This window comes from Citrobacter sp. R4, from assembly GCF_026719175.1.
Lineage (GTDB): Bacteria > Pseudomonadota > Gammaproteobacteria > Enterobacterales > Enterobacteriaceae > Citrobacter_A > Citrobacter_A sedlakii.
The window spans coordinates 996,238-1,017,569 of the sequence record NZ_JAPPSU010000001.1 but is presented as its reverse complement, the minus strand read 5'-3'; the positions used below and the strand labels follow the sequence as shown (position 1 = coordinate 1,017,569).

Below are 21,332 nucleotides of genomic sequence, written 5' to 3'. Positions count from 1 at the left end.
AGAAATTAAATAAACCAACCAAATCTCAATGAGATAAGCGTTACCAGTCCGACGGCAGCAAAAAGATTGATCACTACGACAGTTCTGCTTGAGACATTCATTTAGGCCACCCTGAGTTATTACCCCTTTGTGTATAGTTCGGGATCGCAAATTGCGCAATAGGACAACCCGGGGTTATTCATCGGCAGCGACAAAATCGGAACAGCGCCAGACCAGAGCGATAAAACTTGATGTACATCAAAAAAAAGAGCATATTGCGCGCGTTTCACTTCTCTGGCCGGATGTCCCGTCAATGTCTTTGTATCAAAAAATGCTCGTTTTTTATGCGGTAATGGCCGCGCTGACTTTTCTCATCACCTGGTTTTTATCGCACGATAAAAAACGTATCCGTTTTTTGAGCGCCTTTCTGGTGGGAGCGACCTGGCCTATGAGCTTCCCGGTCGCATTGCTGTTTTCGCTGTTTTAACACGGCTGAACAGGAGGGCGGTGATGCACCTACTGCCTGTTATTGTCCCCCATTCAACAGCGTGTTCAGCGCGTTTTTATCCTCTGGCGTCACTTCATGTGGATGGCTGAATCCATTGTTCTCCTGCGCGCGCGTATACAGCGCCACCAGCCAGTCATAGACGTAGCGGCTGGCGGCATGTACCGGCCGGTCGTTTAACGCTGTCAGGCGTGCCATAGGTGGACGTTTTGCCGCGCTGAAAATCGTCTCGCCTTTGGCCATTCGACTGGCAGGGCGTTCGCTTTCCTCAACGTCGGCATAACCGAGCCAGGCGACAAAGTTGGCGATGTTGGCGTGCAACTGCGCGCCGCAGTTCTCGTCCTGTTGCACAATTTGCTGTAACTGCTGCGCAAGCTGCAAGCGGTAGCTGGCGGCGATCAGTATTGCGACCACCTGCCTGAGCGTGGCGGGCTTCAGACCTAAACGTGTGGCATTGCTGTCGTCGCGGCTCCACTGGCGAAGATGGTTGATCCACAATTTGTGCGCCCGGTCGCCGGTATCATTACCCTCAACCGTTTGAGGCGCGTCGTGAACCTCCGCAAAAAGATCGACAGCGTCGTTGAACAGCCCGCTAACCTGTTCTTCCCTCGGCTGGCGTATCTGGAGCAGGCTCTCAAACTGTTGCACCTCGGGAACAAGGCCATCCAGCAGATCGCCGTGATGTGCTGCCTGTTGCTGTAATTCACGGACAACCGTTTCGGCGCTGGACAGGTTGTCAGGCAGCAGGCACAGCAGTTCACGCAGATACTGCCGATGCCGGGCATGAAGCGCCTCAATGCGTGCTTGCCGCTGGGGGAACGACGTGGCGTGGGACAGCCATTCGATCAATCGTTGCAGACTGTTTTTATCCAACGCCTGAAGGGTGCCCCAGTGCTGACCGGGATTGCCCATCAGTTGCTGGACGGTTTCATCCAGATTCTCTCCGCTTACAAAGCGCGCGTCTTGCGGGGTGATCGCCCATACCACGCCCGGTAGCGCTGTGTCGCGTAAGGGTTGGGTTTCGTGGACCCAGTTCAGTAGCCGCCTGGCGGTAGCGGGTGTTTGCGTGCGGTTAGCGGTGGCATTGCAGATGACTAACACGTCAGGCTGTCGCTGCTGACGATAGTGCTCTAGCAGCCAGCCGAGTTTAGCCTGCCATAAGGGCTGTGGAGAGGTGACGGGCGCCAGCGGAATATCCAGCAGATCGACCTCGTCAAGTACGCCGTCCTCCACGCTCAGCACCAGCTCGCGGGTAAGCAGCGCAAGGGGATCTTGCGGCAGGCTTACGGCCGCCAGCAGCGCGCCTTCCACCACGGGATGCACCACCACGTCATTTTGCGCTTCCGGTGAGGCATGGGCTTCCTGGGTGATAAAACGCTCGGACGGTAAACCATACTGATCGACCAGCAGGCTGAGCGGCGCAGCAACTTCGCCAGCGTTACCGGTCTGTTGAAGCACATGCGCCAGCGCCAGCCACTGCTGCGTTAGTTCCGGCTGTTCGCCCCACAGCAGCGACCAGATGCTGGCGCGGGTAGTGAGATCCACATACGGAAGCACAAGCGCGAACTGATGCCAGAGCGCATCGTCAAACTGTTGTTGAGAAGCCGGTCGGCACTGACGACAGAAGCGGGCGACGGTGGCGACTTCCGCCGCCGTAACGCCGGGGACGGGATGACGCTGGCGCAGCGACCGCCATTTTTCGAGACGCGATTCAATCATCGCTTTTTCTGCCTGGCGGCATGCTGGCTGCGTGTGGGCCATCGTGATAAAGATTTGCACCAGTTCGGCTTCGGCGAGAAGCCGCAGACGTAACGGCCATTCGTCATCGGGCGAACTGGCCTGCCGCGTAAAGCGTAGCGCCATGTTGGCGGCGGCATGGCCGGGGTTAATATGGCTGAAATAGTCGAAATAGCGGTCCGGCATCACCACATTCATCCTGCCGTTTCCACTGCTGCACAGGGCGGAAAGTAAATGGGCTTTCGCTGACTGGGAATAACCGTACAGCCCGATACAGGCGCGTGACTGACGGGCGGTCTCCAGCGCAATCTCCGTGGCGTTCGCGGCGTGAAGCTGCGTCAACAGCGCGTCTGCTTCGGCATCCAGCGTGACGGCGTAGCGGCGGGTGCGCTCTACCCAGGCAATAGCGGCCTGAGAAAGGGTTAACGTTTTGCTCATTTCAGGTACACGCTCCCGCTGTCGATCCAGTAATGACTGCCGCTGTGTCGACGGTCAGCCAGGGTATTTAATTTTAAGGTCAGGGCATCCGCCGGAACGGGCGTGCCGTCCTGTAACCAGGCGTCGCTGAGGACAAACGATTCGGGACCGTTTTCTTTGCTGCCGCCGCGCAACTGAAGCCGCACGTTCAGCACACCGTCACCGGCAATATTTTTAGCCAGTTCGGCGGAGTTGATGCTCAGCGTATAGAGCGGCGTCGCGGGCCAGCGGCTGTTCGCCAGTTGGCGGAAACCGAGCGTCACGTTACCACGCAACGGAAAGTGGACGCGGGTATCCAGCTTTTCGCCGGGTTTATCCAGATCGATATCGCGATACCAGACATTTTCGTCGCGCAGGATGTTGACGGTGTTATCCAGCACGCCGAGATAGCGTACCGTTGACCAGGCGCCGATATCGGCTGCTTTAAAGTTAAAGCGCGGCAGACGCAGATCCAGCGCCAGACTGCACAACATCGCACCGACGGCGGCAGTGGATTTCGGGTTGCCGATCCGTCCCTGCTGGTTGAACGGATACCATTCATGCACCCGGTAGTTATCCATCCATACTATCCGGTTGACCGGAACAGGTTGAAGATGGCGGATCAGCGCCTGCACCGCAGGCAGACAGGCGGGCCTGCCGGTCACCAGCAGCACGTCGCAGCAATAGTGCGAAATGGCTTCGCACACCGCATGCAGCGGCGAGGTAAGTGTGAATTGCCCGGCCAGCATCGCCTCTTGCAGCTGGCTGAACTGCACCTGTAACGGCACGCTAAACACATCGAACGCTGGCGTGCCGGGCGGCAGCGCATGGTCGACGGCCTGCTGAATGTAGTTCATGACGTTGCGGGTTGGGCGCTGAGGTAACAGCTCGCCAAAGGTGGCATGCACCCCGGCCAGCGGATCGTTGATGTCGCACTTTTCCCATGCGGAAAGCACCGCGTGCCCCAGCGGCATAAACAGTTGAAGCGCCGTTTGCTGGCGCAGCACCGCCTGGGTATCTATGCGCCCGGAATCGCCAAACAGCGTGGCGAGCAGGGCGGCGGCATCGGTGACGCCTGCCTGCTGCAGCCGGGTTTGCAGCGCCGGTAAGATGCATCTCTGAATGACATCCAGAAGCATGTCATCGCCTGCGACCTTAAATCCTTCGCGAAACAGCAGGCGCGGGGTGATTTTAACATTTGTGCCGACGCCGTCGTCCAACTGATAGTGAACAATCGCCATGTCAGTGGTGCCGCCGCCAATATCAATCGAGGCAACGCGCAGCGCCCGGCCTTTGCTTTCGCCCGGCTCGGGCTGGCGGTCCGGACGCGCCATTGTGCGGAAAAAGGCTTCGCTACGTCCGGCGTAATGGGAGATTGCTTCGTTATACAGCCACACCAGTTGCCCGCAGCTGGCTTCGTCCCATTCCATCTGGATCTCAGGCACTGGCACCCGGCTTTTTTCCTGCTGTTTACGGCTGCTAAAGTCGTCGTCCTGCGGATGCCACCCCATGGCTTTCCAGACAAGGGCAATGGCTTCAAACATACGCTGGCGGAAGATCTCCCGCTCCTGCTTTGGCATTGCCGAGGGCAGGGTGAGGATCAGCGTACGCAACTGGCGCGGCGATGCGGGAAACCCCAGCCGCAGACGTGTCGCCACACTGTTGATCTGCCCCAGCGCCTGGGCGAGGATCTCGCAGAGCATATGGGTCATCAGGGTGCTGCGGCTGTACTGCGGGGAGAATACCGGCAGGCGTTCATCCTGCGGCAGCGCGTACAGAGGCTGGCCGTCGTCATTCATCAGATTCATCAGCGGAAAGGCGGTCGCGAGCGGTTCACGCTGGGTTTTGCTGTTCATCTGGCTGAAGCGCCAGTCGTGCAGTACCGGCGTTTCATCCCACAGGTAGCGGCGGGGACTGGAAATACCGCTATTGCCGTCGGTTCCGGTTCGTTGCATCGCCAGTTTACGCGCTTCGTCGCCAACCCTGACAATCGACGGCCAGATAAACGCGTCTTCGCGTCCGCTTTCGACGGAAAAATGCTGCTTGCCGAAGCGGGCTTCCGAGAACTCAAGGCGACTGGTGAACAGCGGATCGTTCAAAAACTGCGGCTCGCTCAGCGATCGCACCTGCAGTTCTGCCGTCTGGCGCAGGCCGTCGTTGGCATCGCCGTGATCCTCAATCAACACGCCGCAGGTGTGGGTATTGCCAACGTCAAGGATCAAATCGACCGGAATCGCGGGAGTGCTCAGCGTCTCTGTGACCAGCCTGACCTCTGGCACCGTTAGCTGTTCGCCGAGTAACGCCAGCAGATTCAGCCAGTGCGCCTGATATTCAAAACTGCGCAGCGCCTGATTGATGGCCTGTTCCGGACGGTTTTCCACCTGGCTGACATGATGCAAAAACACCTCGCGTAGCCAGCCATCAATCCACGTCTGATCGAGAAAATCAGCCACTTCGTCATCGCGCCAGGCCAGCGCAAAGCGGGTACCGTTCAGTACATCGTTTTCACTGGGGGCGAGCGCGGAGGGAGTCGCGTCGCTCAACTGACTGTCGAGCGCGAGCGTAACGCGGTGGGTATGACCTGCGCTGTCAGGTAAGGCGAGTTTGCGAACCTGCACGCGCGCCCAGTTATCCGGACCTTCAACAAAGGTGCGCGGCGGGTTAAAGCGCAGGAACGGCAGCGGTAGCCAGACGCCGTCCAGTACCGCAAGCGAATACTGTAGCGACTGTGTGCTTTCGGGTTTAACCACTTCTGGCTGCATTCCCGGACGCGCCGGCAACGTATAGCGACCGTTTGCCAGATCGTAGTCCAGACGCAGCAGCGGGCCGTTAGCGGTTTTCCGCACAAAACGGCCATGATGTGCCGACTCCTGCGGCGTCAGGCCGAAGTCAAGAAACTGAACGCCGCTGTTTGCGATGAGCGTGACGCTCTGTTTGTAATCACACAAATTCACCAGCATAAGATCAGGCACCTATCTTTTTAAACGTCAACGGGATCTCCGCTTGACCGTCGAAGCGGGCGGTACAGACGGCGACGTCATTTGTCCCGGCTTTACAGGTGATTTCCGGCATCGGATAGCGGGAGCCATCGGCGCAGCGCGCATTTCCACGGCTTTTGATCATGAGCTCGCCGCTCTGATGCAGACCGGAAAAAAGCTCGGCGCGACAGACAATGCTGTCGCCATGCACCAGTCGCGCTGTCCCTTTGTTATTCTGGATCTGATAGCGCAACGAGGGCGCTTTCCCGGTCGCGGGGTCTTTCACCTCCATTACTACGCGCCAGCGACCGTTGAGAAAACGGGTCGTACCGGCCTTCACCTGATTAGCCTCCATGACCAGCGCGTCTTTCGGTATCGCAGCAATGACCACCGGCGCGACGGCGGGCGGGGTCTTTTTCTCCTCCGGAATAACGTGCGCCTGCTGCAGCGGTAGCGTGGCGGTCAGTTCCGGCAGAGCAGGCATTGCGGGTTGCGGCGCACTGACGCTTTCCGTCGCGACCGCGGGGGTTTGCGCGTGCCAGAGCAGCGGCGCGGCAAGCGCGGCAATGGTGACGGCGGCAACCGGCACGCTCCACAGCGGCAGTCGGCGCGCCGGTTTCGCGGACGCTTTTTCCTCCGCCACGATGGACGGCGCGACTAGCGGGCTGATGGTTTCAGAGACGGGCGGAGTTACCGGCACGACGGGGACTGACAGCAGTGGTTCATCCGCATGGGGAAAAGCGTTCTCTGGCGCGGTTTCTTCTGCAGGGGCGGGGTCAGCGTGAATGTTCGCTTCGGGCGAATCTTCGAGATACAGGCATGCCAGCACATCGTCACGCACGTTTTCGTTAAGGTTGATAAAACCCCAGAAGGTGATAACCGGTTTCCCATCCACCAGGAAGACGTGGTTTTCACCGGGAAATTGTACGGCTTTTTCGAGCAAGGAGCCGAAAAGCTGTAACGCCGTTTTTCCGGATTGCAGGCTCTTGCGGCTCAGGGCGGCGGCGCTGTCCAGCGTCGCGGAAAGCGTGCGGAGGGCGCGACGGCGCGCATCAACGTCAGCCGCTTTCCACGCAACGGCCTGGCCTTCTACAGGAGAATACCAGTCCACCCGGTCACCGCTGTCGTTAATTTGCGGAATGGCGAGACAATCGACCATCGCCAGTTGCTTTCGCAGCCGGAGTGTTTCACGAATTTGCAGCGCTGAATCAAAGACGGCCTGGCCGCCACCGCCGACGGCCTGATAGTCATCAAGATTGCCGCTGCGCAAGAGAGTTTTTGCCACGTTAGGGTCCTTAAGACTTTTTCACGCATCTACTTTACGGCGTCATAACGCGAGCAAACGGTGGAAGAAAGGCATAAAGGGGCGAATTATCCCGCCATAGAGGGGTTGACGTTGTGAAAAAGACTTAAGGGAAACTGACGGATATGCATTACGGATTAAATGCCGCAAGCGAACGGATTTCAGCGTATGATGAAGGTTTCATCAGTCTGTTGAAAAGGAGAAGCTATGTCGCACCTGGATGAGGTTAGCGCCCGCGTTGATGCCGCGATTGCGGAAAGCGTTATTGCTCAGATGAACACGCTGTTGATCGCCCTGAGCGACGATGGCGAATTAAGCCGCGAAGATCGTTACACCCAGCAGCAACGGTTGAGAACCGCCATCGCGCATCATGGCCGGCAGCATAAAGAAGACGCCGAAGCGCGCCGCGAGCAGTTGACAAAAGGCGGCACGATCCTGTGATGGGCCAGATGGCGGCAGGGCGGTCGTTAAAACGATCGTCTTGCCACCAGCCATGCGCCCACCACCAGCATCACCGCGCCACAAACCGGACCAATCAGCGCCCTCAGCGGTACCCCGTGGCTGCGCAGGAGGTCCAGCGCCAGTCCGCCGATAAGCTGACTGGCGACCAGCACGGCAATCGTGGTCGCCGCCCCCACATGCTGATAGCCGCTGATGCTGGCAAACACGAAAAACGAACCCAGCAGGCCAGGAATTAACGTCCACCAGCGAACGCTGGAGGCCAGTTCGCCAAATCCCGCCATACCCTGCCTAAACCACAATAGAGTGACAAACAGCACGATGCCGACCAGCGAATTCAGCAGCATGGCGATCAAAATAGTGGAAGAGGTCTGGGTGATGCGCACCATCAGGGTGTTCTGCACCACCAGGCCGATACCCGCGGCGATCAGAAAGGCGAGCGTCAGCGATGTGTTCATCCGCGCGCGTCCGGTTGCAGACGATCGTCAAGCTGAAGCTGCATGAATGTCAGATCCAGCCAGCGGCCAAATTTGGTCCCTACCTGCGGCATTTGCGCGGTGATTTTGAACCCGAGCGTGCTATGAAGATGCAGCGAAGCCTGATTTTGCGACTCGATGCCCGCGACCATCACGTGCTTGCCGCAGGCGCGCGCTTCCTCAATCAAGCGGCTCAATAGCTGGCGTCCCAGTCCTTTCCCCTGATGATCCGGGTGAACGTACACCGAATGTTCCACCGTGTGGCGAAATCCGTCAAAGCTGCGCCAGTCGCCAAAGGAGGCGTACCCCGTCACCTTACCGTTTTCTTCAGCTACCAGCACCGGATACCCCAGCAACTGACGCGCTTCGAACCAGGCCATGCGGTTATCGGCGTCTACGGTTTGATCGTTCCAGATCGCCGCCGTGTGTAACACGGCGTGGTTGTAGATCGCTGCGATATCCCCGCAATCCTCTTTGCTCGCGAATCGAATAAGCATCTTGAACCTCAGGAAATGTTCACTATAGTATTACGATATGAATACTATTGAAGACAGCATAAATCAACGCATCAGTGCAAGAATTCGCATTGAGCGAGAATCCCGCGGCTGGTCGCTGACTGAACTGGCTGAACGCGCGGGCGTTTCACGGGCGATGATCCATAAAATCGAACGTGCGGAAAGCAGCCCGACGGCGACGCTGCTCGGCAGGCTTTCCGGCGCCTTTGGCATCAGTATGTCAACGCTGATTGCGCGCGCCGAAATGCAAGAAGGTAAACTGCTGCGTGCGGCGGATCAACCCGTCTGGCACGATCCGCAGAGCCAGTATTTGCGCCGCCACGTTTCGCCACACAGCGACTTGCCTCTCGATCTGGTGCAAATTGAGCTTCCCGCAGGAAGTGATATCCCGATGCCCGCCTCAGCCTATGTACAGGCGCGGCAGTTGATCTGGCTTCAGCACGGGGAACTGGTGTTCGTTGAGGGTGAAACCCGCCACGAGATGAAAGCGGGCGATTGTCTTGAGCTGGGGCCGCCCAATGATTGCCGTTTTATCAATGAATCAGCGCAAACCTGCGTTTACCTCGTTGTGCGTTTAAACCTCGCGGGACGTTAAAGACAGGCGCGGCCTGCTACTATTGATGGATTCATGCCAAACGCTGAGGAGAACATCATGGGTCAACAAGAACACCGTAATCGTCGCTGGGTTTTAGCCTCCCGACCCCATGGCGCGCCCGTGGCGGACAATTTCCGTCTTGAAGAGGATGAGGTCGCCACCCCGGGCGAAGGCCAGGTTTTGTTACGCACGGTTTACCTTTCCCTCGATCCGTATATGCGCGGACGAATGAGCGACGAACCGTCGTACGCGCCGCCGGTCGCGCTGGGTGAGGTCATGGTTGGCGGAACGGTGAGCCGCGTCGTGTCGTCAAACCATCCAGACTACAAGCCTGGTGAATGGGTACTGAGCTACAGCGGCTGGCAGGATTATGATATTTCCGACGGCGCGGGGCTGGTGAAGCTCGGCAACGATCCTGAACAGCCATCCTGGGCGCTCGGCGTATTGGGGATGCCCGGTTTTACCGCTTACATGGGCTTGCTGGATATAGGTCAGCCGAAAGAGGGTGAAACGCTGGTGGTTGCCGCCGCAACCGGTCCAGTCGGGGCGACGGTGGGGCAGATTGGCAAGATCAAAGGCTGCCGTGTGGTCGGCGTTGCCGGCGGCGCGGAAAAATGTCGTCATGCCACTGAAGTGCTGGGTTTTGACGTTTGTCTGGACCACCATGCGGATGACTTTGCAGAGCAAATGGCAAATGCCTGTCCACAGGGGATTGATGTCTATTATGAAAACGTCGGCGGTAAAGTCTTCGACGCTGTACTTCCGTTGTTGAATACCTGCGCGCGGATCCCGCTTTGCGGTCTGGTCAGCGGCTATAACGCGACAGAACTCCCCGCCGGTCCGGACAGACTGCCGCTGCTGATGGCGACGATACTGAAGAAACGCATTCGTCTGCAGGGTTTTATCATTGCGCAGGATTATGGTCACCGTATTCATGAGTTCCAACAGCAGATGGGACGTTGGGTTAAAGAAGGTAAGATTCATTATCGTGAACAGGTGACGGAAGGACTGGAAAACGCCCCAGAGGTCTTCATCGGTCTGTTGAGTGGTAAAAACTTTGGCAAAGTCGTGATTCGCGTCGCGGAAGATGACTGACAAACATGGCGGCCCTGGCCGCCATAAAAAAATGGGCAGTTTTTAAATTTCCGGCTTTAATTAAATCACCGCGTGCAAGGCAAATTAAATTGCCAGGGCCGTTAAAATAACGCGGGTAAATGATCACGGTTGTCGTTTTATTTTTTCACCAGGCGAAATCTTAAACAATTAAATCTTTCAGGTTTAATTGCGATTGGCTATATGATGAGGTGAAGAAATAGAATGCCTGGTACGGAAAAGTCGCAGCACATCAGTCTGACAACACACGTTGAAAGAGGATTAAAAGATCGATTAAGTCTTGGCGAGCTGAAGCCTGGCGCCAGATTAATTACCAAAAATATTGCTGAGGAGTTGGGGATCAGTATCACGCCGGTGCGTGAGGCGCTGTTACGTCTGGTGTCTGCCAGCGCGTTAACCATTGCGCCCGCGCAAGCCTTCATGGTGCCGGAAATCAATATGGCGCGATTCGCGGAAATCATCCGTATTCGCTGTGAACTGGAAGGGATGGCGGTTATGGAAGCCACGGGGCGGATTACGCCGGAACGGATGGAACTCCTGGAGGCGCTGCTTGCGACGTATCAGCAGGCGCATGAAAGAGGCTCGGTAGCCGAGCGACTGCGGGCAAACCGGGCGTTACGCTTCAAAATTTATCACTTTGCCAACATGCCGACGCTGTGCGAAATGATCGAACAGCTGTGGGTACAAATGGGGCCAAGCCTGCATTTTCTCTATGATCTGGAAAAAGAGGGCGCGTATCCACACAGTGTCGATCATTACCATCAATTATTTAAGGTTATTGCCCAAGGAAATAAAGAGGCCAGTCGCGACTGTTTAATCGACATCATCAATAAAAATGTCGCCATCGTTAAACGACAATACCTTAATTAAGTACTGCTTAAATTTAGCGGGGAATCTCCCCGCTATGACTACCCTTATTACGCAGGTTATTCAAAACGCCATGCGAGGTTAACACCCACGCCGAAATTTCTCCCCGGAGCAGGTTCGTAGTATCTGCCGTTCGATTCATTCACAATGACCGAGCCAACATACGCTTTGTCAAAGAGGTTGTCGACCCGCCCGAACACATCCACCGTCAGATTACTGTAGTTGATTTTATATCCGGTATTCAGCCCTACGACAGTATAAGAGGGCGCTTTGGCGGTGTTTTCATCGTCAGCCATAATATCCCCCATGTAGCGGGCATCAGCCCCGGCATACCACCCTTCATCCGGCACATAACCCAGGGACGCAAAACCCATGTTGCGGGCGATCCCCGGCATCCTGTTACCGTTGCAGTTCTGGTCGTTGCAGACGTTGCTACGGTAGGTGGCGTCCAGCCAGGTCCAGGAGGCGTTGACGCGCCAGTTTTCGCCAAAACGCTGATCCCACCCCAGTTCTATCCCCTGACGCCGGGTCTTGCCCGCATTCTTATACGTTGTCCGACCGCCGCTGCTGGAATCCACCACCAGTTCGTCGTCCGTGTCGGTCTGGAACAGCGCCGCCGTCAGCAGTCCGTTGCCGATACGGGTTTTGCTGCCAATTTCTATCGTATCGTTAGTGGAAGGTTTAAGATCGAAATTCATCCCGCTTTGCCCATCCGCACGGTAGGAAAGCTCGTTTATGGTCGGCGTTTCAAAACCGCGGCCCGCTGCCAGATAGAGGTTCCAGGCGTCCGTCACGGCATACTTCAGCGATCCGGCTGGCAACCATTTATGATAGCTGGCATCGCCGCTGTCGTCGCCGTTGCCCGGCGTCACGTAGCGATCGTTAGAGTCGAACCAGACCGAACTGTAGCGCACGCCTGCATCAAGGGAGAGTTTGTCGGTCAGTTGCCACTGCGTCTGCAGGTAGGGGTCGACGTTCCACATCAGGTTGCGCTCGTCCCGGCGGCGCTCGCCTTTTTGGCCGTACTCTGGTACGCCGTCAGTGAGACGGTAATTTGTGTAGCCCTTACGGTTCTCACTCATATTTTCGTAGTTCAGCCCGGCAGTAAACGTCATGGGTACAATCAGTTCCCCGCGGTGCGTCCAGCGACTGTCGATGCCCTGGTAATGACGCTGCAGCGAGATAACGCCGCCCGCATGGGACGGCCTGAGCTGAGGGGCCATCGGGATCGACTGATACTGGGTGGTTTCACGTTGCCCGGCATACATCATCACGCTCATGTCGTCCTGGGCGCTAAGCTGTCGTTCATAGCGCAGTCCGGCCTGCGTCTGCTTGATGGTTTTACGCGTGTGATACTGCTCCGCGCGCGGCGACTGTTGCGGGTTATCGCGCCATTCGGCTTCGGTCAGGCCGCCGGGATCGTCAGCTTTAATATCGACGCTGTTAAAAATCAGACTCAGCTTGCTTGCCTCGTCGAGACGCACGCCCAGTTTCGCATTGGCGAGATTCTTTTGCGCGCCGCTACGATCGCGGTAGCCGTGGGTAGTAAAACGGGTCGTCGACACCGTGTAGTCCACATCGCCAGCCTGGGTGCCATCGCCGAACGCGCCGGTCGCTTTTAACCCGTAGCGCCAGCTGCCGTAACTTCCATAATAGCTGCTTGCCTCGATGGTCGGCGGCTGTTGTCCGGTTTGTGTCGTCACGTTCATGACCCCGCCGGAAGCATTGCCGTAAAGCGCGGAGAAGGGACCGCGCAGTACTTCAACGTTTTGCACGCTGCTGAGATCGATATTTGACGTCTGCCCCTGTCCGTCCGGCATCGTTGCCGGGATGCCGTCAACATACAAACGAATGCCGCGCACGCCATAAGTTGAACGCGACCCAAAGCCACGGATAGAAAGCTGAAGGTCCTGAGCGTAGTTTTGTCGGTTCTGCACCTGCAGGCCCGGCACGCGGGTCAGGGATTCGGAAAGATTGATGCGCGGCGCCGCCCGGCGCATATCTTCGCCCTCGACCACGCTGACGGCGGCGGGGGTATCCAGTTCAGAAACGGCCTGGGGTGAGGCGCTGACGATCAGCGTTTGTTCATCGGCTTCGCTGTCCGCTGCGGCCAGCGGAGAGAACACGAGTGGAAAGAGCAGAGCGGGAACTGCGGTATATCGTATGGAAATAATCTTCATGAAAAAAGGCCAGTTAAAGTGAACGTACCCATAGGTATGTAAGTTACATGTTAATTCGTTTGTAAAATTTTGAAAATTTTAACGGCACAATGCGTTAAGAATTAATGGAGAAATTAAGAAGATTGTAGACAGGATGCGAAGAAGTGCTCCACTTTCTGACAAATAATGATTACCATTCCCATTTATAAAAGAGAGCAAAACCATGATCTTGCTCAGCGAAGCGATGTGAAGCAGCAAAATAGCGATATATCAAAGGGAGTCGTCATGCATTTTCGTCATCAGTTTTCCCCGCGCCTGCGTGGTGCTTTACTGTTAGGTTCACTGCTGGTTGCCTCATCGTTCAGCACTCAGGCGGCAGAAGAGATGCTGCGTAAAGGCGTGGGCAAGGGCGCTTACGAAATGGCCTACAGCCAACAGGAAAACGCGCTGTGGCTCGCCACCTCGCAAAGTCGCAAGCTGGATAAAGGCGGTATTGTTTATCGTCTCGATCCGGTCACGCTGGACGTGACGCAGATCATTCACAACGATCTCAAACCGTTTGGCGCCACCATTAATAACGCGACCCAGACGCTGTGGTTTGGTAACACGGTGAATAGCGCGGTCACTGCCATCGATGCGAAGACCAGCGAAGTGAAAGGACGACTGGTGCTGGACGCCCGCAAACGCTCCGAAGATGTCCGTCCGCTGCAGCCGCGTGAGCTGGTTGCTGATGAAGCAACGAATACGGTGTATATCAGCGGGATTGGCAAAGAGAGCGCGATTTGGGTGGTGGACGGCGAAAAGATCGCCCTGAAAGCGACCATTGAAAACACCGGTAAAATGAGCACGGGTCTGGCTATCGACAGCGGCGCGAAGCGTCTTTACACCACCAATGCGGATGGCGAGCTGATCACCATCGATACCGCCACGAACAACATCATCAGCCGTAAGAAACTGCTTGATGACGGTAAAGAGCACTTCTTTATTAATCTGAGCCTGGACACCGCCGGTCACCGCGCGTTTATTACCGACTCGAAAGCGGCGGAAGTGCTGGTTGTTGATACCCGCAACGGCAACGTTCTGGCGAAAGTCGCTGCGCCGGAATCGCTGGCCGTGCTGTTTAACCCGGCGCGTAATGAAGCCTACGTCACCCACCGTCAGGCCGGTAAAGTGAGCGTGATTGACGCGAAAAGCTACAAGGTAGTGAAAACCTTCGATACGCCGACCTTCCCGAACAGTCTGGCGCTGTCGGCAGACGGCAAGACCCTGTACGTGAGTGTGAAGCAGAAGTCGACACGCGAAAAAGAAGCCACGCAGCCAGACGACGTGATTCGTATTGCGCTGTAAACCCGCAGGAGGGGGAAACCCCTCCATTCACGTTCCCATACCCGCCGATACGCCTCGTTACATCCCGCTGATAGCCTGAATAAGCCCAGGGAATTACACTGTCCCGCTTCGGTTAAATGAATCACTTGGGAATGCTATGAAAAAGCCACTGTTCTGCCTTTGCGCTGGCGTGATGCTGTTCGCACTGGCAGGTTGCTCCACGAATTACGTTATGACTACCAAAAGCGGGCAAACCATCGTCACGCAGGGAAAACCGCAGCTTGATAAAGAGACGGGAATGACCCGCTATACCGATCAGGACGGGAATGCACGGGAAATCAACAGGAATGACGTGGCGCAGCTTATCGAAGCGGATTAGTCGACGCCGTTGAAAAGCAGGCCTGATCGGCGTCGTCGGTCAGGCCTTTGTCATTTTTATGGCGCAGTGCGATGGATTTCCGCAACGCGTTTACGAACGCCAAACCAACCGGCAACCAGCAGAATGGCGATCAGCGGCAGGGAAGCGATGGTATAGGTGCCGTTCGGATAGTCAAACGCCATCAGCACCAGTACGCTTAACAGGAAAAGCAGCGTCAGCCAGGAGGTGAACGGCGCGCCCGGCAGCTTGAAGCTGACATCGGCGGCTTTGCCCTCTTTGATTGCCTTGCGCAGGCGCAACTGGCACACCACAATGAATCCCCACGACGCGATAATGCCCAGCGAGGCGAAGTTGAGGACGATCTCAAAAACCTGGGAAGGCACCAGATAGTTGAGGAAGACGCCCACAACATACACCGCCAGCGTCGCCATAATGCCCGCCCAGGGCACATGCTGGCGGCTCATCTTACTCATAAATTTCGGGGCGGAGCCGCCCATCGCCATTGAGCGCAGAATCCGTCCGGTGCAGTACAGGCCGGAGTTCAGACTGGAGAGCGCGGCGGTCAACACCACAATGTTCATGATGCTGCCAATATAGGGCACGCCAAGTTTTGAGAAGAACGTGACGAACGGGCTTTGTCCGGCCTGGTAGGCATTCCACGGCAGCAGCAGAACCAGCAGCACCACGGAACCCACGTAGAACAGGCCAATACGCCAGATCACGCTGTTAATGGCTTTAGGCACCATGGTCTGCGGATCTTTACACTCACCGGCGGCGGTGCCGACCAGTTCGATAGAGGCAAACGCAAAGACGACACCCTGCACCAGAACCAGCGCGGGCAGCAGGCCGTGAGGGAAGAAGCCGCCGTTATCGGTGATCAAATGAAAACCGGTGGCGTTGCCGTCCAGCGGTTTGCCGGACCCCAGAAAGACCGTGCCCACCACCAGAAAGATCACAATTGCCAGCACTTTCACCAGCGCGAACCAGAACTCCATTTCGGCAAACCATTTTACGCCAATCATGTTCATGGTGCCGACGATGGCCAGCGCGCCGAGAGCAAAGACCCATTGCGGTACGTCGCCAAACGCGCCCCAGTAGTGCATATACAGGGCCACGGCGGTGATATCGACAATTCCCGTCATCGCCCAGTTGACGAAATACATCCACCCGGCCACATAAGCGGCTTTTTCACCGAGAAATTCGCGGGCATAAGAGACAAAGCTGCCGCTGGAAGGGCGATGGAGAACCAGTTCGCCCAGCGCGCGAAGGATAAAGAACGAGAAAATCCCGCAAACGAGATAAACCAGCGCCAGCGCCGGACCGGCCATTTGCAGGCGTGCGCCCGCGCCTAAAAATAACCCGGTGCCAATGGCGCCGCCAATGGCGATCATCTGAACCTGACGGTTGCCCATTGCTTTGTGATAGCCTTCCTCATGGGCATTCAACCAGCGTCGCTTCGCCGCGTGCTGCGCCGACGCCGTGGTGTCTTGTGTATTCATTCCGTTTCCTGTTACCTGTCTAAGTGAGAATACTGTTGTCGCGACAGCCGCCGCGACGCGGTTAATTTTTCCCGTCATTCTGTGTACGGATAAAACCACCGGCGAAGCATCCTACCTGCAAATAATAAACGGCGCAAAATATACGAATACGAATGGTCAGACTGCGTAATAAATAAGCAATGCGCACCTGCAACGCGCCGGATCGGGCTACGGGCGGCATCTGCCAGGTTACTCTACACTTACTCTTTTAACCGGGTGGAGGCAGTATGATTAAGATCTACGGCGCGCCGGGCTGGGGTTCGGCGATTAGCGAGCTGATGCTTACGCTGGCGGACATTCCCTATCAGTTCGTTGACGTCAGCGGATTTGACCGCGACGGGCCGCAGCGCGATTTACTGTTAAAGCTGAATCCGCTGTGTCAGGTGCCGACGCTAACGCTGGAAAACGACGCGGTAATGAGCGAAACGGCAGCCATCGCGCTAATGGTCCTCGACCGCCGTCCCGAACTGGCTCCCCCTGTTGGCAGTGCGGAACGACAGCAGTTTCAACGTTTGCTGATCTGGCTGGTCGCTAACGTCTATCCGACCTATACCTTTGCCGATTACCCTGAACGCTGGTCGCCGCAAGCGCCAGAAGCGCTGAAAAAAAACGTTATCGAATACCGTAAATCGCTCTATCTGTGGCTAAATGACCAGCTCAGCGCTGAGCCGTATGCGTTTGGCGAGCAGTTAACCCTGCTGGACTGCTACCTCTGCGTGATGCGCACATGGGGACCGGGACACGACTGGTTTCAGGACAACACGCCCAATATCAGCGCGATAGCGGATGCGGTGTGCCAGTTACCGACGTTACGTCAGGTGCTTAAGCGCAATGAGATTGTATAAGTGCGGAAACGGAGAAAGCGATGCCCGGCAGTGAGCCGGGCATACGCTGATTACGGGGTGACAATATTGAACCAGAATTCGAACTTATCCATATAGCCGAGCAGTTCGTTGAGTTTTTCCGCATTGCCGGTGATTTTTACGTCACCTTTGTCCGTGGCCTCTTTCAGCGTTTCCTCTTTTAGCACAATGCGATTCAGTGCGTCGCGCGACAGGCTGATCGTCGCGTCTGCCTGCGGATCTTCAACGTTTGCGGTATGGTTCAGGACGCCGTTTTCCAGCTCCACTTTGTATTTCCCGCCGTCTTCCCCAAAGTCAATATTAAGCACTGCTTTCGCATCCGCCGCCTTTTCACCGTTGATGTGAACCGCGAGATAATCAAAGAACATTTCCGGCGTCATTGCCCGCACGGTATCCGGGCTGGCGGTGTTAGGCGTAGGCATTTTTTGCACGCCATTACGCAATTCCTGTGCGCCAGTCAGATAAAAGTTACGCCACGGACCCGATTCCGCCTGGTAACCCAACTGTTCGAGCGCATCCGCCTCCAGGTTCCTTGCCGCCTGATTATTCGGATCGGCAAAGACCACTTTGCTTACCACTTGCGCAACCCAACGGTAATTCCCCTGATCGTAATCCTGCTTCGCTTTTTGCAGAATGGCATCCGCGCCGCCCATGTATTCGACAAATTTTTTCGCCGCTTCTTCTGGCGGCAGCTCATCAAGGGTAGCCGGATTGCCATCAAACCAGCCGAGATAGAGCACATAAGTGGCTTTGACGTCGTGGCTGACGGAACCATAGTAGCCGCGGTTCGCCCAGGTGTGGGCAAGCGACGGCGGCAGTGTAAAGTTAGCGGCGATCTCGTCGCGGGTGAGCCCCTGATTCGCCATGCGCAGGGTCTGGTCGTTGATATAGCGGTACAGGTCGCGCTGGCTCTTCAGCAGTTTCACGACATTGTCGTTACCCCATGTCGGCCAGTGATGCTGGGCGAGGATAATTTCGGCTTTATCACCCCATAAATTGAGCGCTTCATTAATGTATTTTGACCACGGCAACGGCTGGCGAATTTTGGCGCCGCGCAAAGAATACGTGTTATGCAGCGTGTGGGTGACATCCTCGGCGGTCTCGATGATTTTCTTCTCTTCGATATACCACAACATTTCGGAAGGGGCTTCAGAGCCTGGCGCCATCATGAAATCGTAGGTCAGGCCGTCAATCACCTCTTTTTGCCCTGTTTTGGTGATGTAGTGGGTCGGGGCGATCAACGTGACGGTACCAGCAGACGTCGTGGTGCCCAGTCCCGCGCCTACCTGGCCTTTGACGTCAGGCTTTAGCAGGTTGCCGTACATATAACTGGCCCGGCGGCTCATCACATTACCAGCCATGATATTTTCCGACACCGCTTCTTCCATAAAACCTGCGGGCGCGTAGATTTTCACTTTGCCGGACTTCACATCCGCTTCATCCACCACGCCGCGCACGCCGCCATAGTGGTCAACGTGGCTGTGGGTATAAATGACGGCCACAACCGGTTTGTTCCCGCGATTTTTATAATACAAATCCATGCCGACCTTTGCCGTTTCCGCTGAAACCAACGGGTCAACAACGGTAATACCTTCTTTTCCTTCGATAATCGTCATATTGGACAGATCGAGGTTTCGGATCTGATACACCCCGTCAGTCACTTCAAACAGGCCGCTAATGTTAATCAGTTGCGCCTGACGCCAGAGGCTTGGGTTGACTGAATCCGGCGCTTTATCGCCTTCTTTAATAAACGCGTACTGTTGGGGGTTCCAGATCACATTGCCTTGTTCACCCTTGATTACCTCCTGCGGTATCGGGGCGATAAAGCCCTTATGCGCATCGGTAAAGTCTGTGTTATCCGAGAAGGGCAGTTGATTATAAAGCGCGTTATTGGCCTGTTGGGTGGCGGCTGTGGCGTCTTTCGGCGCTTCGACAGCCAGAAGGGGCAGGGAATATGACGTCAGCATCCCAGCGAGGATGAAGCCTCTGGCGATGGTATTGAGTTGCATTGAATAACCTCTCTTTAGAATGGCGGATAGGCTTTTAGGTATGTCATGCACAACGGAGGGTTGGCGTGGAAATTTGAGGTAATGCAACATTAACTATAGTGGGCTTCGCAAGGACGGCAAGGCGGTGCAGATACCGGCAGGTGATTGATATCTGCACAATTTATCATCAGGCCTGCGGAATAGCCTCCAGAGTGGTGTAGACGTTCAGTCCCAGTTGGCGGGCGATCTCGATATCTTTATCCGCGCCTTGGGAAGCGCCGGGAATACGATAAATGGCGTTACAGCGGGTGATCAACCGATGTGCGACCGGATAGAGCATCGCTTCGCTGATGTCATCGTCCAGCGAGGTTGAACCCGCCGCTTTCGCCAGCGGCAAGGCGAGCCATTCGCCAATCACCGGGATATGCCCGCGCTGGTAGACGGCAAGCGCGGCGGCTTCCAGACGGTGCAAATTCGCATCAATCAATGCCTGTTTACCGTCTGTACCGCTGCGATACGGTCCGGCGATCAAGATAAGTTGTGCTGTCATCATGTCCTCACTAAAGAAAAAGAGTGCGCAGAATTGCGTATTTCTGCACGTTTTTGTTGCCTGAGAGGCCCTGCGTTTGTAGAGTAGGCATCATAAACAGCAAATTCGTGCACGATCAAGAGTGATCGTGCAAAACCAGGAATAAACCGATGCTTACCGATCAGCGTAAAAAATTGATTCTCGATCTGCTCGCCGCAGAAGGACAGGTGTTGTCAAAATCGCTCAGCAGCCGTTTTGCGGTTTCGGAGGACACCATTCGCCGTGACCTGCGGGAGTTGGCGGCAGAAGGGCGTTTACAGCGGGTTCACGGCGGCGCGCTGCCTGCCTCTTCCGCCGTTGGCACGTTTGTGGAGCGAAAAACGCTTAAAACCGATGCTAAAAAACGACTGGCGCAGAAAGGCGCGACGCTTATCTCAAACGGCCAGGTGGTCATTGTGGATGGCGGTACGACCACCACCGAGCTGATTGCCTGTCTGCCGGACGATCTCAACATTACGGTAGTCACGCACAGTCCGGGCATTGCGCTGGGGCTGGTGAATCATCCTCTCATCGAAATCATACTGATTGGCGGTCGGGTGTATAAACACTCCATCGTTACCGTTGGCGCGGCGGCGGTGGAAGGTATCCGCAATATTCAGGCCGATCTGTTTTTTATGGGGGCAACAGGGATCCACCCGGAAGTGGGATTAACCACGGGCGATTACGAAGAAGCGTGCATCAAACGCGCATTTTCCGCCAGGGCGGCGGAAACCATCGTTCTGGCTTCACCGGAAAAAATCAATACGGCCTCGCCCTTCGCCATTGGCGATGTGTCGTTGATCAACACCGTCGTGGTGGAAGATAACACCGATAACGGCTGGATCACCGCCATGCGGGCGAAAGGCGTGACGGTAATAAAGGCCTAATTAGCCCGCAGTGACGCGTTTACCGCTGGTCACAAACGTACCCGCGCCGAGGTGGTGCAGGGTATTACGTTTATCGTCATCGAACTGCCAGCGGCCTTCCGTGAACGCCCGCGCATCCGCAGCGGCAGAAACCACTTCACCAAACAGAGTATCGTATTTTTCCTGGGCTGCGGTGGCGGGAAGCAGGCGGCATTCCATCCACGCAAGGCATTTTTCTTCGACTAACGGCAGGCCAAGCACCGGGCCGTTTACCACCGGAATACCATAACAGTTGAACTTGTCCTCGTCGCGCCCGGAAACGCTGCCGACAGCCCATGTCCAGTTGGTCGCCGCTACGCCGGGTATGACGATGCCGAACAGGCCGCTGCGCTCAATCAACTCGCGTGACCAGGTTGATTTATCCACCACTATCGCGATACGAGGCGGCTCAAATTCAACCGGCATTGACCAGGCGGCGGCCATGATATTGCGTCTTGCGCTGGCGTCGTCGCGACTGGTGATCAACACCGTGGGACCGTGATTGAGCAGGCGGCTGGCGTGGCGTAATTCGACAGGGCGGAATCGACTCATCGGGTTGTCTCGCAAAGTGTTTTCTGAGTATTAATGATAAGTGGCCGGGCGCCAATTTGCACAATAAGTGG

The 21,332-nt window shown here is 56.2% G+C and carries 20 protein-coding genes; 9 read left to right on the top strand and 11 right to left on the bottom strand.

The features are described 5' to 3' along the window. Positions 1–5 precede the first annotated feature (5 nt). Positions 6–101 (bottom strand): stress response membrane protein YncL, encoded by a 96-nt coding sequence (gene yncL, locus OOJ60_RS04830; protein WP_072014929.1) that lies wholly within the window; start codon positions 99–101, stop codon positions 6–8. 191 nt (positions 102–292) lie between these two features. Between yncL and ortT the strand changes: the two genes are divergently transcribed. Further along, a complete protein-coding gene (ortT, locus tag OOJ60_RS04825) occupies positions 293–466 on the top strand; it encodes an orphan toxin OrtT (RefSeq protein WP_042283144.1) in 174 nt (57 codons plus the stop codon). Positions 467–505: 39 nt separating this feature from the next. Here ortT and OOJ60_RS04820 read toward each other — a convergent pair whose 3' ends face one another. Genes OOJ60_RS04820 through OOJ60_RS04810 form a run of 3 tightly spaced genes read right to left on the bottom strand, consistent with a single transcriptional unit; the run spans position 506 to position 6,940 of the window. Next, a complete protein-coding gene (locus tag OOJ60_RS04820) occupies positions 506–2,659 on the bottom strand; it encodes a virulence factor SrfC family protein (RefSeq protein WP_205612037.1) in 2,154 nt (717 codons plus the stop codon). After that, positions 2,656–5,637: a virulence factor SrfB gene (locus OOJ60_RS04815; RefSeq protein WP_205612036.1), complete on the bottom strand. Its 2,982-nt coding sequence runs from the start codon at positions 5,635–5,637 to the stop codon at positions 2,656–2,658. Before OOJ60_RS04815 ends, OOJ60_RS04820 begins: the two co-directional genes overlap by 4 nt. A 4-nt stretch (positions 5,638–5,641) precedes the next feature. Beyond that, entirely contained in the window at positions 5,642–6,940 is a 1,299-nt protein-coding gene (locus OOJ60_RS04810; RefSeq protein WP_205612035.1) for an SrfA family protein, read from the bottom strand. 225 nt (positions 6,941–7,165) lie between these two features. On the opposite strand from OOJ60_RS04810, the gene OOJ60_RS04805 reads away from it, so the two are divergent. Continuing rightward, the gene (locus OOJ60_RS04805) at positions 7,166–7,399 is read left to right on the top strand and encodes a YdcY family protein (protein ID WP_060571221.1); all 234 of its coding nucleotides are present in this window, start codon (positions 7,166–7,168) and stop codon (positions 7,397–7,399) included. Between the two features lie 26 nt (positions 7,400–7,425). Here OOJ60_RS04805 and OOJ60_RS04800 read toward each other — a convergent pair whose 3' ends face one another. Then, positions 7,426–7,875 carry a DMT family transporter gene (locus tag OOJ60_RS04800; RefSeq protein WP_042283132.1) on the bottom strand — a complete coding sequence of 150 codons (450 nt, stop codon included), beginning with the start codon at positions 7,873–7,875 and terminating at the stop codon, positions 7,426–7,428. Continuing rightward, entirely contained in the window at positions 7,872–8,390 is a 519-nt protein-coding gene (locus tag OOJ60_RS04795) for a GNAT family N-acetyltransferase (protein ID WP_205612034.1), read from the bottom strand. The genes OOJ60_RS04800 and OOJ60_RS04795 overlap by 4 nt, the downstream gene beginning before the upstream one ends. A gap of 37 nt (positions 8,391–8,427) precedes the next feature. Here OOJ60_RS04795 and OOJ60_RS04790 point away from each other — a divergent pair, with 37 nt between their 5' ends. The 3 genes from OOJ60_RS04790 (at position 8,428) to OOJ60_RS04780 (ending at position 10,986) form a co-directional block, all read left to right on the top strand. Then, on the top strand, positions 8,428–9,003 hold the full coding sequence (locus OOJ60_RS04790; RefSeq protein ID WP_205612033.1) for a helix-turn-helix domain-containing protein: 576 nt from the start codon (positions 8,428–8,430) through the stop codon (positions 9,001–9,003). Between the two features lie 57 nt (positions 9,004–9,060). Next, on the top strand, positions 9,061–10,098 hold the full coding sequence (locus OOJ60_RS04785) for an NADP-dependent oxidoreductase (RefSeq protein ID WP_205612032.1): 1,038 nt from the start codon (positions 9,061–9,063) through the stop codon (positions 10,096–10,098). Positions 10,099–10,320: 222 nt separating this feature from the next. Beyond that, a complete protein-coding gene (locus OOJ60_RS04780) occupies positions 10,321–10,986 on the top strand; it encodes a GntR family transcriptional regulator (protein WP_042283124.1) in 666 nt (221 codons plus the stop codon). Between the two features lie 56 nt (positions 10,987–11,042). On the opposite strand, the gene pqqU is transcribed toward OOJ60_RS04780, so the two are convergent. Continuing rightward, complete coding sequence (gene pqqU / locus OOJ60_RS04775) at positions 11,043–13,163, bottom strand: TonB-dependent receptor PqqU (RefSeq protein ID WP_205612031.1); 2,121 nt, start codon at positions 13,161–13,163, stop codon at positions 11,043–11,045. Positions 13,164–13,427: 264 nt separating this feature from the next. Here pqqU and yncE point away from each other — a divergent pair, with 264 nt between their 5' ends. Both yncE and OOJ60_RS04765 read left to right on the top strand, forming a co-directional pair. After that, entirely contained in the window at positions 13,428–14,489 is a 1,062-nt protein-coding gene (gene yncE, locus OOJ60_RS04770; protein WP_042283119.1) for a 7-bladed beta-propeller protein YncE, read from the top strand. A gap of 136 nt (positions 14,490–14,625) precedes the next feature. After that, the gene (locus OOJ60_RS04765; protein WP_042283117.1) at positions 14,626–14,847 is read left to right on the top strand and encodes a YgdI/YgdR family lipoprotein; all 222 of its coding nucleotides are present in this window, start codon (positions 14,626–14,628) and stop codon (positions 14,845–14,847) included. A gap of 56 nt (positions 14,848–14,903) precedes the next feature. Here OOJ60_RS04765 and ansP read toward each other — a convergent pair whose 3' ends face one another. Continuing rightward, complete coding sequence (gene ansP / locus OOJ60_RS04760) at positions 14,904–16,346, bottom strand: L-asparagine permease (RefSeq protein WP_042283115.1); 1,443 nt, start codon at positions 16,344–16,346, stop codon at positions 14,904–14,906. A gap of 266 nt (positions 16,347–16,612) precedes the next feature. On the opposite strand from ansP, the gene OOJ60_RS04755 reads away from it, so the two are divergent. Then, positions 16,613–17,230: a glutathione S-transferase family protein gene (locus tag OOJ60_RS04755; RefSeq protein ID WP_205612030.1), complete on the top strand. Its 618-nt coding sequence runs from the start codon at positions 16,613–16,615 to the stop codon at positions 17,228–17,230. Positions 17,231–17,280: 50 nt separating this feature from the next. Here OOJ60_RS04755 and OOJ60_RS04750 read toward each other — a convergent pair whose 3' ends face one another. Both OOJ60_RS04750 and OOJ60_RS04745 read right to left on the bottom strand, forming a co-directional pair. Then, positions 17,281–19,257 carry an alkyl/aryl-sulfatase gene (locus tag OOJ60_RS04750; RefSeq protein WP_181823157.1) on the bottom strand — a complete coding sequence of 659 codons (1,977 nt, stop codon included), beginning with the start codon at positions 19,255–19,257 and terminating at the stop codon, positions 17,281–17,283. Between the two features lie 166 nt (positions 19,258–19,423). Continuing rightward, positions 19,424–19,786 (bottom strand): DUF4406 domain-containing protein, encoded by a 363-nt coding sequence (locus tag OOJ60_RS04745; protein ID WP_205612154.1) that lies wholly within the window; start codon positions 19,784–19,786, stop codon positions 19,424–19,426. A gap of 149 nt (positions 19,787–19,935) precedes the next feature. Between OOJ60_RS04745 and OOJ60_RS04740 the strand changes: the two genes are divergently transcribed. Further along, positions 19,936–20,691, top strand: coding sequence for a DeoR/GlpR family DNA-binding transcription regulator (locus tag OOJ60_RS04740; protein ID WP_060571213.1), 756 nt, complete (start codon positions 19,936–19,938; stop codon positions 20,689–20,691). Here OOJ60_RS04740 and OOJ60_RS04735 read toward each other — a convergent pair whose 3' ends face one another. Then, on the bottom strand, positions 20,692–21,261 hold the full coding sequence (locus tag OOJ60_RS04735; protein WP_042283101.1) for a flavin reductase family protein: 570 nt from the start codon (positions 21,259–21,261) through the stop codon (positions 20,692–20,694). Positions 21,262–21,332 lie beyond the last annotated feature (71 nt).